A 14,053-nucleotide genomic window follows, 5' to 3' on the forward strand; every position below is an offset into this window, starting at 1 on the left:
GCATGGCCAAGGTCACCGTCCGAAACGAAATCCGCTTCATCCTCAATGGCAGCGATGTCGTGCTGACGTCGGTGGCTCCCGACGCGACCCTGCTCGATTGGTTGCGCCTCGACCGTTCGCTGCGCGGCACCAAGGAAGGCTGTGCCGAGGGCGATTGTGGCGCCTGCACGGTGCTTGTCGGCAAGCTCTCCGCCGGCGGGCTGGTTTATGAAAGCGTCAATGCCTGCATCCGCTTCCTTGGCTCGCTCGACGGCACCCATGTCGTGACGGTCGAGCATCTGCGCGGCGAGCCAGGCAAGCTGCATCCCGTCCAGCAGGCGATGGTCGATTTCCACGGTTCGCAATGCGGCTTCTGCACGCCGGGCTTCGTCATGTCGCTCTATGGCCTGTGGATGAAGTCTCCAGACCCGTCGAACGCGGCCATCGAAAAGGCCTTGCAAGGCAATCTTTGCCGCTGCACCGGCTATGAGGCGATCATGCGCGCGGCGCACGCCATCTCCAGCTACGGCAAGGCGGCAAAAGATCCGCTGGCGGTGGAGCGCAAAGCGATCACGGCGAGGCTGGAAGCCATGCATGACGGCGCCCGTGTCGAGATCGGGTCGGGCAAGAAGCGTCTCATCGTGCCGGCCAATGTCGACGACTTCGCCGCCTTGCTGGACAAGGAACCCGGCGCTACGGTCGTTGCCGGCTCCACGGATGTCGGCCTGTGGGTGACAAAGCACATGCGCGACATCTCGCCGGTGATCTTCATCGGCAATCTGGACGGGCTGCGCACCATCTCCGAGGACAAGGGCGTCATATCGATCGGCGCCGGCGTCACCTATTCTGAAGCCTTCTCGACGCTGGCCAAACGCATCCCGGCGCTGGGGCCGCTGTTCGATCGCATCGGTGGCGAACAGGTGCGCAACATGGGCACAATCGGCGGCAACATCGCCAACGGCTCGCCGATCGGCGATACGCCGCCGCCCTTGATCGCGCTTGGCGCGCGCCTGACCCTGCGCAAGGGCAAGAAGCGGCGCACGATCCCGCTGGAAACCTTCTTCATTGCCTATGGCAAGCAGGACCGGCAGCCGGGCGAGTTCGTTGAGTCGGTACACGTTCCCGTGCCGGCCAAGGACACGAAGTTCGCGGTGCACAAGATCACCAAGCGCCGCGACGAGGATATCACCGCGGCCCTCGGCGCCTTTTTCCTGACCCTGGCCAGGGACGGCACGGTCGCCGACCTGCGCATCGCCTATGGCGGCATGGCGGCGACGCCAAAACGGGCGTCCTTCGTTGAACAGGCACTCCTCGGCAAGCCCTGGACCGAAGAGACGGTCGAGACAGCGATGGCTGAGTACGCCAGGGATTTCAGCCCGCTCACCGACATGCGGGCGTCAGCCGAATACCGGGCTCTGGCCGCGAAAAACCTGTTGTTGCGCTTCTTCGTCGAAACCACCGGCACCAGGGCACCATTCCAGGTGTCACGCAACGAGGCTGCCTGATGAACAAGCACGCCACGTCAAATCTCAAGGCCGAGAAGATCACCGGCGGCGTTGCCACCGATCAGCGGCATGATTCCGCCCACAAGCATGTCAGCGGCACCGCCGTCTATATCGACGACATGCCGGAACCGGCGGGTACGCTGCATGGCTGCCTCGGACTCTCGGCCGCCGCGCATGCCACCATCACCAGCATGGACCTTTCGGCGGTGCGCGCCGCTTCGGGAGTCGTCGATGTGCTGACGGCAAAGGATGTGCCGGGCGAGAATGATATTTCGCCGACCGGTCGGCACGATGAGCCGGTGCTCGCTGACGGCAAGGTCGAATTCTTCGGCCAGCCGATCTTCTGCGTTATCGCCGAAACCCGCGAACAGGCACGCCGCGCCACCAGGTTGGCCAAGGTAGAGTACAAGGAATTACCTTTCGTCACCGACATCGGCGAACTCGATCCGAGGAAGGACAAGCTCGTCACGCCGCCGCTTACCTTGAGGCGCGGCGATGCCGCCGCTGCGATCAAGGCGGCGCCGCGCCGGCTGAAGGGAAAGATGCGCGTCGGCGGCCAGGAGCATTTCTATCTCGAGGGCCATATCGCCATGGCCATTCCCGGCGAGGACCAGGACGTCACCATCTATTCCTCGACCCAGCATCCGAGCGAAGTCCAGCACATGGTGAGCCATGCGCTCGGCGTGCCCAGCAATGCCATCACCGTGGAGATCCGCCGCATGGGCGGCGGGTTCGGCGGCAAGGAAACGCAAGGCAACCAGTTTGCCGCGCTCGCCGCCATCGCGGCCAAAAGACACCATCGCGCCGTCAAGATCCGGCCCGACCGCGACGACGACATGATCGCCACCGGCAAGCGCCACGATTTCCTCGTCGACTACGAAGTCGGCTTCGACGACGAGGGCAACATTCTCGGCGTTGATTTCATGTTCGCCGCGCGTTGCGGCTTCTCGTCGGATCTGTCGGGCCCGGTGACGGATCGCGCGCTGTTTCATTGCGACAACACCTATTTCTGGCCGGCCGTGCATGCCCAGTCGGCGCCGCTCTACACCAACACCGTGTCGAACACTGCCTTCCGGGGCTTCGGTGGCCCGCAAGGCATGGTCGGTGCCGAACGCGTCATCGACGAGGTTGCCTTCGCGGTCGGCAAGGATCCGCTCGAGATCCGCAAGAAGAATTTCTATGGCACCAGCGACCGCAACATCACGCCCTACCACCAGACGGTCGAGGACAACATCATCCAGCGTATCGTAGCCGAACTTGAGGAAAGCGCCAGCTATGCGCGACGGCGGCGCGAGATATCGGCCTTCAATGCCAACAGCCGTTTCATCAAGCGCGGCCTGGCGCTCACGCCGGTCAAGTTCGGCATTTCCTTCACGGCCACGCACTACAACCAGGCTGGGGCGCTGGTGCATGTCTATAACGACGGTTCGGTGCATCTGAACCATGGCGGCACCGAGATGGGGCAAGGCCTCTACGTCAAGGTGGCACAGGTGGTAGCGGAAGAATTCCAGGTCGACCTCGACCAGGTGAAGATCACCGCGACCACCACCGGCAAGGTGCCGAACACCTCGGCCACGGCGGCGTCATCCGGCACCGACCTCAACGGCATGGCGGCACAGAACGGCGCTCGCCAGATCAAGGATCGGCTGACCGATTTCGCCGCCGAAAAATACCAGGTGCCGCGTGATCAGGTGCTGTTCCTCCCCAACCGGGTGCGCATCGGCAACCAGGAGATCGCATTCGCCGATCTCGTCAAGCAGGCCTACATGGCCCGCATCCAGCTCTCGGCGGCGGGCTTCTACAAGACGCCGAAAATCCACTGGAACCGCGACAAGGGACAGGGCCGTCCCTTCTACTATTTCGCCTATGGCGCCTCCTGCTCGGAAGTCTCGGTCGACACGCTGACTGGAGAATATGTGGTCGAACGCACCGATATCCTGCACGAGACCGGCCGTTCGCTGAACCGCGCCATCGATCTCGGCCAGGTCGAGGGCGGCTTCATCCAGGGCATGGGCTGGCTGACGACCGAGGAATTGTGGTGGGATGACAAGGGTCGGCTGCGCACCCACGCGCCGTCGACCTACAAGATCCCGCTCGCCTCCGACCGGCCGAAGATCTTCAACGTCACTTTGGCCGACTGGCCGGAGGCAAGCGAGCCGACGATCCACCGGTCCAAGGCGGTTGGCGAGCCGCCCTTCCCGCTCGGCATGTCGGTGCTGCATGCGCTGTCGGATGCGGTGGCCAGTGTGGCCGACCACAAGATCTGCCCGCGCCTTGATGCGCCGGCAACACCGGAACGCGTGCTGATGGCGATCGAGCGGCTGAAAGGAGAGGCGAACGCCTGAATTCGGCAAACGTGCAATTCAGGCCGAAAAACCCTATGTTTCCCGCACGGGAATGCGAACGATGAATTCGAAAGTGCAAAGCCTGAAAGACTTCCTTGCCGGCCAAGATCGCCTCGCTTTGGTCGAAGTGGCCGGCACCAAAGGCTCGACGCCGCGTGAGAAGGGCGCCTTCATGCTCGTCTCGCCATCGGCGACATCAGGCACGATCGGCGGCGGCCAGCTCGAATATATGGCGATCGACAAGGCCAGGCAGATGGTGGCGTCTTCACCTCGCCGCAAGCGGCAGGGCAAGGAAGCCCGCATCGAGGTCGATGAAGTTTGCGCCACGCTCGACGTGCCGCTCGGGCCGGAGATCGGCCAATGCTGTGGCGGGCGCGTCGAAGTCCTGATTCGGCTGATCGACAACGCAATCGAACAGAGGCTGATTGCCGAGGCTGAAGCCGAGGAAGCGCATCTGCCGCATGTCTACATCTTCGGCGGCGGCCATGTCGGCCAGGCGCTGGCGTCGACGATCGCACTCCTTCCCGTGCACGGCGTCGTCATCGAGACACGGGCCGAGGCGCTGGAAGGCATGCCGGAGACCGTCGAGACGCGGCTGACGCCGATGCCCGAGGCCGAGGTGCGAAACGCCCCCGCCGGCACGGCTTTCGCGATCCTCACCCATGACCACGCGCTGGATTTCCTGATCGTCGCCGAGGCGCTGAAACGGAACGACGCTGCCTATGTCGGCATGATCGGCTCGAAGACCAAGAAAGCGACGTTCAAGAACTGGTTCCTGAAGTCGGCTGAAGGCAGTGAAGCCGAATTCTCCCGCCTCGTCTCGCCGATCGGCGGCGACGCCGTCAAGGACAAGCGCCCGCCAGTCATCGCGGCACTTGCCGCCGCCGAGATCATGACGGCGCTGGTGGTTCACAACGCGCCGTCAAATGCCAACCGTCAGCAGGACAAGGTCATGGCCGGTTAGCCAAAAAGCTGCTCGTTGGCCTGCCTGTTTTCAATCGCGGGAAAAATGCATTTGCGGTATCCACCCGGCGTTCCTGCATGAGGTGAGAATACATGGACGTCCTGAAAATCGCGGCCTTCTCGGATGGCGACACCGGCGGCAATCCCGCCGGGGTGCTGATAGGCGACGTCTTGCCCGAAGCCGGCGAGATGCAGCGTCTGGCGGCGGAGGTCGGGTTCTCGGAAACCGCCTTTGCCGCACCGGACGGCGAGAGCTGGCGGGTGCGCTACTTCTCGCCGGAAACCGAGGTTCCCTTCTGCGGGCACGCCACAATTGCCTTGGGAGCCGCCTTCGTCCGGCAATTTGGCGATGGAACGTTCCCGCTGACCCTCAACCAGGCCAGCATCACCGTCGAAGGTTTCCGAGATGGCGTGAACGTCGCCGCCGCGTTGCAGTCGCCGCCGACACGCAGCAGGCCGGCACCGCCAGAGCTGATCGCCGAGGCGCTGGCGCTGTTCGGCTATGCCGCGACCGATCTCGATCCGGCGATTCCGCCGGCGCTGATCCATGGCGGCGCGGACCACCTTGTGCTGGCCCTCAAGTCGCGCGAGGCACTGGCCGCCATGCGCTACGATCTGAAAGCCGGCCAGGCCTTGATGCGGCGCGAAGGGCTGGTGACGATCCTGCTTGCCTATGCCGAAACGCCACGGCTTTTCCACACGCGCAATCCCTTTGCCTCTGGCGGCGTCTATGAGGATCCGGCGACGGGAGCCTCGACGGCGGCCTTCGCCGGCTACCTCCGCGACATCGGCTGGCCGCATGGCGGCGCGATCGATGTCGTGCAAGGCGAGGACATGGGCATGCGCTCGCGCCTGCACGCCGATATCTCGCCCGAGACAGGCAGCTCGATCAGGGTTTCGGGCACGGCCCGCATGATGGACGAAGCATAGAAGCCGCCGGCTCAGGCCGGCCGTTTCAAGCCCAGATGGTCGCGCAGCGTCAGGCCTTCATAGTCCCGGCGGAACAGACCGCGCCGCTGCAGTTCCGGCACCACCAGCGTGGCGAAGGCATCGAGCTCGCCCGGGAAATAAGACGGCATCACGTTGAAGCCGTCGGCGGCACCACCCTCGAACCGCGCCTGCAACTCGTCGGCGACCTGCGCCGCCGTGCCGACGATGCGCCAATGGCCGCGCGCGCCGGCGAAATGGCGGGCAAGCTGGCGGATGGAAAGGCCGTCGCGGCGCGATTGCTCGACGACCAGTGCCTGCCGGCTCTTCATGCCCTCGCTCTCCGGCAGTTCGGGCAGCGGTCCGTCGATCGGATAGCGTCCGAGATCGGAGATGCTGAGATAGCTGGAGAGCAGCGCCACGCCGACATCGTCGGGAATGAGCTCCTGCAATTCCTCATGCTTCTCGCGGGCCTCGGCCTCGGTTTGCGCCACCACGGGCGAGACGCCGGGCATGATCTTGATGTCGTCGGGCTCACGCCCGTAGGTCGCCATGCGTCCCTTGAGATCATCGTAGAAGGCCTTGGCTTCCTCGAAGGTCTGCGCCGCCGTGAACACCACGTCGGCGGTGCGGGCGGCAAGATCGCGGCCGACATCCGAGGCGCCGGCCTGGACCATGACCGGCGCGCCCTGCGGCGAACGCGGCAGGTCGAGTGGGTCGCGCACCGAAAAGCTGTGGCCATCATGGCCTGAAGCCTTGCCGTGCCAAAGAGCGGTGACGACCTCGGCGAATTCGCGCGCTCGTTCATAACGATCGGCATGGGGCTTGAGACCTGTCGCGCCGAAATTGGCGGCTTCGATCGGACTTGCCGAAGTGACGAGGTTCCAGCCGGCGCGGCCGCCGCTCAGATGGTCGAGCGACAGAAACGTCCGCGCCAGGCCGTAGGGCTCATTGTAGCTCGTCGAGGCGGTGGAGACGAGGCCGATGCGGCTGGTCTGGACAGCCAGCGCCGACAGCAGGCTGATCGGCTCGAAGCCGATCGAGCGCGACGTCTGGCTGGCGATGCCGATATTAGCCTCGCGCAGCCCGGCTGCGTCCTCGCAGAAGATCATATCGAACTTGGCCGCTTCCGCCGTGCGCGCCAGCTGGATGTAATGGCCGATGTCGATGCCGGCCGTGACATGGGACTTCGGATGGCGCCATGCGGCGATGTGGTGGCCTGTTGCCCACAGGAAGGCGCCGAGCTTCATCTGCGCGGTCATTGCTCACCTCCGCCGGCCAATCCGAGATGCGAGCGTAACGTTGTCCCGCGATAGGTCTCTCGAAACAGGCCGCGGCGCCGCAACTCCGGCGCGACACGATTGATGAAATCGTCGAATACCGAAAGCTGTGACAACTGGATGATGAATCCGTCGCAGCTTTTTGCACGAAATTGGGTTTCCAGCCTATCGGCCACGGTGGCCGAGCCGTCATCGGGGGCGAGCGAGATATTCGTCAGCACCTTCACAGCGTCCGGATCGCGCCCAGCCGCCGTGGCGCGACGCTTCAGATCGTCATGGCGTACTTTCGCGCTCTCGACCGACCCGCTGTCCAGCAAGATGACATCGGCGGTGCGGGCCGCAATATCCAGGTCAGGCTCCGACAGACCGGAGAACACCAGCACCGGCGTATCCTGCGGCGAACGCGCGACGTTCAGCGGCCCGCGCACGGAGAAGAACTCACCCTTGTGGTCGAGCAGGTGCATTTTCCCGGGATCGTGGAAGCGTCCGCCGGTCTTGTCGAACAGCAGCGCATCCGCGTCCCAGCCCTGCCACAGGCCTTGGACGATGCCGATATATTCCTCGCCGCGGCGGCGAAAGTCGGTGTCGGAAAATCCTTCCAGCCGGCTGAAATTGGCGGCCTCGCGAGGGCTCCGCGCCATCGTCGCGTTCCAGCCGGCGCGGCCATGGCTGATAATGTCGAGCGAAGCGAAACGGCGTGCCAGATTGTAGGGCTGGTGGGCGACTGTCGAGGCCGCCGCGACCAGCCCGATCCGGCTCGTCACCGTTGCCAGCGCGGCGAGTAAAGTCGTTGCTTCGAAGGGCATCGGATTGTTCACTGTACCGCTGTCGGAAGCCGGGGCGCAATCGGCAAGCAGCACCATGTCGAGCACGGCCGCTTCGGCTTGCTGCACAAACCGGACAAGGCGGCGGAATTCCGGTTCACCCGTCAGGTCGGAAGTCCCCGGCAGCAGCGAAACGGCAAGATGCATTGTGGCGCCGTTGTCCATCGATGGTTCCTGCGAGACGAAATGGAGCCGGGACTATGTTCGCCGCCCGCAGCGATGGCAACCGCTGACGCTGGGCCAACTGCCGCTCACTTGCCGGCCAGCAAATGGTTTCCAGTCAGCCATCATTTGCCGGCAAGAATGTCGTTGATCAGCCGCTGGCAGCGCTCGGCCATGAAATCCAGCAGCAGCCGCACTTTCGGGTCCTGCAGCTTCTTGTGCGGATAGACCGCGGCGAACTGTACCGGCGTCGGTGGCGTATTGGCCAGGATCACCTTCAGCCGCCGGTCGCGGATGAACGGTTCGACCTCGAAGCGCGGCTTGTTGATGATGCCGCGCCCCGACAGCGCCCACCCGGTCAGCACGTCGCCGTCATCCGTGTCGTAAGGTCCGTGCACCTCGAATTTCTGGGGCCCGGTGGGCGTTTGCAAGGTCCAGACATATTCGCGCGCGCCGGAATAGCGCAGCATAAGGCAGTCGTGCTTTCGTCCGATCAGTTCCTGCGGCTCCACGGGCTCGCCGCGCGCTTCCAGATATTTCGGCGCCGCCACCAGCACGCGCTCGCATTCCATGATGCCGCGCATCCGAAGGCTGGAATCCTCGATGATGCCAAGCCGGAAGGCGACATCGATGCCTTCCTTCATGATGTCGACATTGTGGTCCGACAGCCTCAGCCGCACCTCGATATCGGGATATTTATCGTGGAAATCGGGAATGCCAGAGGCGACGAGCCGCCGGCCGAGGCCAAGCGGCGCGGTCACGCGGATTGTGCCGCGCGGCTGGCCGGAAAGGGCCGAGACGGCGGCCTCGGCCTCGGTGATAGCCTCCAGCACCTGCTTGGCGCCGGCATAAAACACCGTGCCATGCTCGGTCGGCATCAATTGCCGCGTCGTGCGGTTGAACAGCCGCACCCCCAGATGCTTCTCCAACTCCTTGATGCGGTTGGAGGCGACCGCCGGCGAAATGCGCATGTCGCGGCCCGCCGCCGACAGATTGCCGAGTTCGACGACGCGGACGAAGACGGCGATGTTGTCGAGATAGGCCATGCGGAGCACCTTCGCCGGTTTGCAGCGATCAGCCTAGCGCATGACCCCGAAAAATCGGAATCGATTTTCGGAAAGGATCATGCGCCAGATCAAAGTGCTACAGCGTCCTTTGCGCGTCCAAGAGGACGCGCGGCGCTGTAGTATTTTCCATTTTTTTTTGAAAGTCATCGTACACCTCGCCTCTTTCCGTTTGCGCGCCACACCGTAAAGTCACCCAATCGGCAGGGACGACTTCAATGATGGATTTCGCGATTTTCTGGGACTGGCTGAGCTTCGCCGTGCGGTGGCTGCATGTCATCACCGGCATCGCCTGGATCGGCTCGTCTTTCTATTTCGTCGCGCTCGATCTCGGCCTGCGGCAGCGTCCCGGCATGCCTGTAGGCGCCTTCGGCGAGGAATGGCAGGTGCATGGCGGCGGCTTCTACCACATCCAGAAATATCTGGTGGCGCCGGCCGAGATGCCCGAGCATCTGACGTGGTTCAAATGGGAATCCTACGCCACCTGGCTGTCCGGTTTCGCCATGCTGTGCGTGGTCTACTATGCCGGGGCCGATCTGTTCCTGATCGATCCCAACGTGCTGCCGATGTCGGTGCCGGTCGGCATCCTCTTGTCCATGGCCACGATCGGCGTCGGCTGGGTGGTCTATGATCTGTTGTGCCGCTCACCGCTTGGCAAAAGCGACACCGGCCTGATGCTGGTGCTCTACTGCGTGCTGGTGTTCATCGCCTGGGGGCTGACCCACCTGTTCACCGGGCGCGCCGCCTTCCTGCATCTGGGCGCCATCACCGCCACGATCATGTCGGCCAATGTCTTCATGGTCATCATTCCCAACCAGAAGATCGTCGTTGCCGACCTCATCGCCGGCCGCAAGCCCGATCCGAAATACGGCAAGATCGCCAAGCAGCGTTCGCTTCACAACAATTATCTGACGCTGCCCGTCCTGTTCCTGATGCTGTCGAACCACTATCCGCTGGCATTCGGCACGCAGTTCAATTGGGTCATCGCCTCGCTGGTGTTCATCATCGGCGTGCTGATCCGGCATTATTTCAACACCGTGCACAAGCGTGCCGGCAATCCGCACTGGACGTGGCTGGGAGCCCTTGTCCTGTTCATCATCATCATCTGGCTGTCGACCGTGCCGAAGGTGTTGACCGGCGAACCGAAGGCGTCCGCTTCGGCGGAAGTCTATATCGCCTCGGCGCATTTCCCGGCCGTGCGCGACACCGTGCTCGGCCGCTGCTCGATGTGCCATGCTCAGGAACCGGTCTATGAAGGCATCTATCACGCGCCCAAGGGCGTGATGCTTGATACCGACGCCAACATAGCCAACCACGCCCGCGAGATCTATCTGCAGGCCGGCCGCAGCCACGCCATGCCGCCCGCCAATGTCTCGCAGATATCAGACAAGGAACGGGCGTTGCTGGTGGCCTGGTTCGAAGGCGCAGGGAAATAGGCATGACCTCGACACTTCTGCGCGGCCGCACGCTGTCCTTCGTGCGCTGGCCGCGGACCATCGATGACCATTCGGCCTGGCGTTACGAGGAAGATGGCGGGCTTTTGATCCGTGACGGCAGGATCGTTGCCGCGGGGGCCTACGTGGATGTCGAAAAACAGGCCGGTGAGGGGGTCAAAAAAATCGACCACCGGCCGCACCTTTTGTTGCCGGGCTTCATCGACACGCATGTGCATTTCCCACAGATGCAGATCATCGCGTCCTATGGCGCCGAACTGCTCGACTGGCTGAACACTTACACCTTCCCGGAAGAGACGAAATTCGCCAACGCCCAGCATGGCCGTCGCATAGCGCGCCTGTTCCTCGACGAAATGGTCCGCCACGGCACGACGACGGTGGTCGCCTATTGTTCGGTGCACAAGGCCTCGGCGGAAGCCTTCTTCGCCGAGTCGCATGACCTCAACATGCTCAACATCGCAGGCAAGGTGATGATGGACCGCAATGCACCCGACGGTGTGCTCGACACGCCGCAATCCGGCTATGACGACACCAAGGCGCTGATCGCGGAATGGCACGGAAAGGGGCGCCAGCACTATGCCATCACGCCGCGCTTCGCGATCACCTCCTCGCCGGAGCAGATGGAGATGGCCGGAGCGCTCTGCCGCGAGCATCCCGACTTGCACATGCAGACGCACCTGTCCGAAAACCACGCCGAGATCGCCTTCACCCAGGAACTCTACCCCTGGTCGCGCGACTACACCGATGTCTACGAGCACTACGGGCTGCTGGGCAAAAAAAGCCTGTTCGGCCACTGCATCCATCTGTCGGAGCGTGAGGCGGACGCGCTTTCGGACAGTGGCTCGGTGGCGGTGTTCTGCCCAACCTCGAACCTGTTCCTCGGTTCCGGCCTGTTCGATTATCAGCGCTACCGCACGCGTGACAAAGCCCTCCGGATCGCCGCCGCGACCGATGTCGGCGGCGGCACCAACTACTCCATGCTGCGCACCATGGACGAGGGCTACAAGGTGATCGCCCTGCACGGCGAGAAGCTCAACCCGTTCCAGTCCTTCTGGCAGATCACGCGCGGCAATGCCGAGGCACTGTCGATGGCCGACAGGATCGGCACGCTGGACGAAGGCACCGACGCCGACATCGTCGTGCTCGACGCCAAGGCGACGCCGGCGATGCGGCTCAGGATGGAAACGGCGCAGACGCTGGCGCAGGAACTGTTTCTGCTGCAGACGCTGGGCGACGACCGCGCCGTGCGCGAGGTCTATATCGCAGGGCGGGCGGCCAAGAGCGATCTGGCGAATTAGAGCGCCAAGTGCGTTCATTACTTGACCCCGCGGCAGCCATCGGTCAAAGCGTGCGGCGAAGTTGACAGGGGAACGACATGGCCGTTGCTGACGACATCGCACTGATCAAGCGACAGGAAGAGACCCTGGTCTTTCCCGCCTTCGACGAGGCCGTCGCCTTCAAGATCGGCTCGGCCATCCGCGATCGTGCAATCGCTGAAAACCTACCCATCATCGTCGAAATCAGGCTGTGGGACCGGCCGCTCTTCTATGCCGCGATGCCAGGTTCGAACGCTTCCAATCCTGACTGGGCGCGGCGCAAGATCAATGTCGTCAGGCGTTTCCTCAGAAGCACCTATCGAATGGTGCTGGAACAGCAGCGCCCCGACCGCACCTTCAAGGTCGGCGAGGGCCTCGACATCTCGGACTATGTGCTCGCTGGCGGCGGCTTTCCGATCACCGTCAAGGGCGCCGGCGTCATTGGCGTGATTGCGGTGTCCGGTCTGCCGGAGCGCGAGGATCACGGCGTTGTGGTCGATGCGCTGTGCGACCATCTCGGTATCGACAAGCGTGGGCTTGCATTGCCTTCGGAATCCGAATGACCGTGTTCGATCCCAAGGCCTTTCTCACTTCCATCTTCGAAGCCGCGGTCGCCGCCGCCGATCCGGAGCGGACCATTCGGGACCATCTGCCGGCGAAGCCCAAAGGCCGCACCATCGTCATCGGCGCTGGCAAGGGCTCGGCGCAGATGGCGGCGGCCTTTGAGAAAGTCTGGGATGGCCCGATCGAAGGGCTGGTCGTTACCCGCTACGGCTACGGCGCCAAATGCGAGCGCATCGAGATCATCGAGGCGGCGCATCCGGTGCCGGACGCCGCCGGCCTCGAAGCCTCGCGGCGCCTGCTTGCAAAGGTCCAGGGGCTGACCGCGGACGATCTGGTCGTGGCGCTGATTTCCGGCGGCGGCTCGGCGCTGCTGCCGTCACCGGCCGGCGGCCTGACGCTGGCCGACGAGATCGCCGTCAACGAGGCGCTGCTCGCCTCCGGGGCGCCGATCGCGGCGATGAACACCATCCGCAAGCATGTCTCGACCATCAAGGGCGGCCGGCTGGCCGGCGCCGCATGGCCGGCCAAGGTGGTGTCGCTGGTTGTCTCCGACATTCCCGGTGACAATCCGGCCCTTGTCGCCTCCGGCCCGACCGTGCCGGATACCGGCAGCCGTCAAGACGCGCTGGCCTGGATATCGGCCTATGGCATTAACCTGCCGGCCTCGGTGATGGCGCATATCAATTCGCCGGCGGCCGATGCGCCGGATCCCGGCGATCGGCGCTTTTCGCGCAATGAGGTTCACCTGATCGCCTCGGCCGGTGTGTCGCTGGACGCGGCGGCAGTGGAAGCGAAGCGTCAAGGCGTCGAAGCCGTCATCCTCTCCGATGCCATCGAGGGCGAAGCGCGTGAGGTTGGTGGAGTTCATGCCGCGATCGCGCGCGAAGTCGCGACGCGCGACCGGCCTTTCCGGAAGCCGGTGCTGATCCTGTCCGGCGGCGAAACCACGGTGACACTGCGCGCCAAGGGAAAGGGCGGACGCAATTCCGAATTCCTGCTCGCCTTCGCCATCGGCATCAACGGCGTGGAGGGCATTCACGCCCTGGCAGCCGACACCGACGGTATCGACGGCTCTGAAAACAATGCCGGGGCCTTCGCCGACGGCTCGACCGTGTCGCGCATGCGCGCGACCGGTGTCGACGCCAAGGCGATGCTGGCCGGCAACAATGCCTGGACGGCGTTCAATGCGGTTGGCGACCTGTTCGTGCCTGGGCCGACCGGCACGAACGTGAATGATTTGAGGGCGATTCTGATCCGGTAAATCGACTGCGACAAACGAAGCTTACAGTGTTGGATTGACGACGACCGTTGGCGATTGGCCGAAGCTTTTCAACTTCGTCATCAACTCTGAGAAATGGCGGCGTCCCTTAGTCTAGCATTTAGGGTAACGACGATCTTTCGCATGACGGCAGCGATTGCCAGCATTGGCTTTTTGCCGTTGGTGACGAGGCGTTTGTAGAAGGTGGCGAACTCGCCCTTTCCAGCTGCGGCGCGCAGGGCGGGCATAAACAGCGCGGTTCTGACATCAGGGCGTCCGCCGCGGATTTTGCGGTAGCCTTGCTTTTGTCCGCTGTCGTTTGGGTGTGGTGCAAAGCCAGCAAGGGCTGCAGCTTTACGGCGTGTCATGGAGCCGAGTTCGGGCAGGATAGCCAAGAGCTTGGCCGCCACGA

Annotated in this window: 12 protein-coding genes; 8 read left to right on the top strand and 4 right to left on the bottom strand. The window is 63.7% G+C overall.

Annotated features, from left to right (window positions below):
• The first annotated feature begins 2 nt into the window (after window positions 1–2).
• The 4 genes from xdhA to AC07SZ_RS14205 all read left to right on the top strand — a co-directional run bounded on the left by xdhA (window position 3) and on the right by AC07SZ_RS14205 (window position 5,722).
• On the top strand, window positions 3–1,484 hold the full coding sequence (gene xdhA / locus AC07SZ_RS14190; protein WP_494914697.1) for a xanthine dehydrogenase small subunit: 1,482 nt from the start codon (window positions 3–5) through the stop codon (window positions 1,482–1,484).
• The gene (xdhB, locus tag AC07SZ_RS14195) at window positions 1,484–3,829 is read left to right on the top strand and encodes a xanthine dehydrogenase molybdopterin binding subunit (protein WP_056569150.1); all 2,346 of its coding nucleotides are present in this window, start codon (window positions 1,484–1,486) and stop codon (window positions 3,827–3,829) included. Before xdhA ends, xdhB begins: the two co-directional genes overlap by 1 nt.
• 61 nt (window positions 3,830–3,890) lie before the next feature.
• On the top strand, window positions 3,891–4,793 hold the full coding sequence (xdhC, locus tag AC07SZ_RS14200; RefSeq protein WP_172371150.1) for a xanthine dehydrogenase accessory protein XdhC: 903 nt from the start codon (window positions 3,891–3,893) through the stop codon (window positions 4,791–4,793).
• A 92-nt stretch (window positions 4,794–4,885) separates the two neighbouring features.
• Window positions 4,886–5,722 carry a PhzF family phenazine biosynthesis protein gene (locus tag AC07SZ_RS14205; RefSeq protein WP_494914698.1) on the top strand — a complete coding sequence of 279 codons (837 nt, stop codon included), beginning with the start codon at window positions 4,886–4,888 and terminating at the stop codon, window positions 5,720–5,722.
• An 11-nt stretch (window positions 5,723–5,733) separates the two neighbouring features.
• On the opposite strand, the gene AC07SZ_RS14210 is transcribed toward AC07SZ_RS14205, so the two are convergent.
• From AC07SZ_RS14210 to AC07SZ_RS14220, 3 genes are all read right to left on the bottom strand, one after another.
• On the bottom strand, window positions 5,734–6,981 hold the full coding sequence (locus AC07SZ_RS14210; RefSeq protein ID WP_494914699.1) for an LLM class flavin-dependent oxidoreductase: 1,248 nt from the start codon (window positions 6,979–6,981) through the stop codon (window positions 5,734–5,736).
• Window positions 6,978–7,988 (bottom strand): LLM class flavin-dependent oxidoreductase, encoded by a 1,011-nt coding sequence (locus AC07SZ_RS14215; protein ID WP_494914700.1) that lies wholly within the window; start codon window positions 7,986–7,988, stop codon window positions 6,978–6,980. Before AC07SZ_RS14215 ends, AC07SZ_RS14210 begins: the two co-directional genes overlap by 4 nt.
• A gap of 122 nt (window positions 7,989–8,110) precedes the next feature.
• Window positions 8,111–9,031, bottom strand: a complete 921-nt coding sequence (locus tag AC07SZ_RS14220) for a LysR family transcriptional regulator (RefSeq protein WP_140770174.1) — start codon at window positions 9,029–9,031, stop codon at window positions 8,111–8,113.
• 236 nt (window positions 9,032–9,267) lie between these two features.
• On the opposite strand from AC07SZ_RS14220, the gene AC07SZ_RS14225 reads away from it, so the two are divergent.
• From AC07SZ_RS14225 to AC07SZ_RS14240, 4 genes are all read left to right on the top strand, one after another.
• Window positions 9,268–10,485 carry a urate hydroxylase PuuD gene (locus tag AC07SZ_RS14225; protein WP_056569160.1) on the top strand — a complete coding sequence of 406 codons (1,218 nt, stop codon included), beginning with the start codon at window positions 9,268–9,270 and terminating at the stop codon, window positions 10,483–10,485.
• Window positions 10,486–10,487: 2 nt separating this feature from the next.
• The gene (guaD, locus tag AC07SZ_RS14230; RefSeq protein ID WP_494914701.1) at window positions 10,488–11,801 is read left to right on the top strand and encodes a guanine deaminase; all 1,314 of its coding nucleotides are present in this window, start codon (window positions 10,488–10,490) and stop codon (window positions 11,799–11,801) included.
• A 77-nt stretch (window positions 11,802–11,878) separates the two neighbouring features.
• Window positions 11,879–12,382 (top strand): heme-degrading domain-containing protein, encoded by a 504-nt coding sequence (locus AC07SZ_RS14235; protein WP_056569166.1) that lies wholly within the window; start codon window positions 11,879–11,881, stop codon window positions 12,380–12,382.
• Window positions 12,379–13,644 carry a glycerate kinase type-2 family protein gene (locus AC07SZ_RS14240; protein ID WP_494914702.1) on the top strand — a complete coding sequence of 422 codons (1,266 nt, stop codon included), beginning with the start codon at window positions 12,379–12,381 and terminating at the stop codon, window positions 13,642–13,644. The genes AC07SZ_RS14235 and AC07SZ_RS14240 overlap by 4 nt, the downstream gene beginning before the upstream one ends.
• A gap of 80 nt (window positions 13,645–13,724) precedes the next feature.
• Here the strand turns inward: AC07SZ_RS14240 and AC07SZ_RS14245 are convergent.
• Window positions 13,725–14,053 (bottom strand): transposase (locus tag AC07SZ_RS14245; RefSeq protein WP_494914703.1); only part of this gene is annotated, 329 nt, incomplete at its 5' end.

The sequence above is a fragment of the Mesorhizobium sp. GW821-FHT07A06 genome, from assembly GCF_059419085.1.

Coding starts and splice junctions, on each gene's coding strand:
- AC07SZ_RS14225 (WP_056569160.1), top strand. CDS start 9,268: ATGATGGATTTCGCGATTTTCTGGGACTGGCTGAGCTTCGCCGTGCGG.
- guaD (WP_494914701.1), top strand. CDS start 10,488: ATGACCTCGACACTTCTGCGCGGCCGCACGCTGTCCTTCGTGCGCTGG.
- xdhB (WP_056569150.1), top strand. CDS start 1,484: ATGAACAAGCACGCCACGTCAAATCTCAAGGCCGAGAAGATCACCGGC.
- AC07SZ_RS14205 (WP_494914698.1), top strand. CDS start 4,886: ATGGACGTCCTGAAAATCGCGGCCTTCTCGGATGGCGACACCGGCGGC.
- AC07SZ_RS14215 (WP_494914700.1), bottom strand. CDS start 7,988: ATGGACAACGGCGCCACAATGCATCTTGCCGTTTCGCTGCTGCCGGGG.
- AC07SZ_RS14220 (WP_140770174.1), bottom strand. CDS start 9,031: ATGGCCTATCTCGACAACATCGCCGTCTTCGTCCGCGTCGTCGAACTC.
- xdhA (WP_494914697.1), top strand. CDS start 3: ATGGCCAAGGTCACCGTCCGAAACGAAATCCGCTTCATCCTCAATGGC.
- AC07SZ_RS14210 (WP_494914699.1), bottom strand. CDS start 6,981: ATGACCGCGCAGATGAAGCTCGGCGCCTTCCTGTGGGCAACAGGCCAC.
- AC07SZ_RS14235 (WP_056569166.1), top strand. CDS start 11,879: ATGGCCGTTGCTGACGACATCGCACTGATCAAGCGACAGGAAGAGACC.
- AC07SZ_RS14240 (WP_494914702.1), top strand. CDS start 12,379: ATGACCGTGTTCGATCCCAAGGCCTTTCTCACTTCCATCTTCGAAGCC.
- xdhC (WP_172371150.1), top strand. CDS start 3,891: ATGAATTCGAAAGTGCAAAGCCTGAAAGACTTCCTTGCCGGCCAAGAT.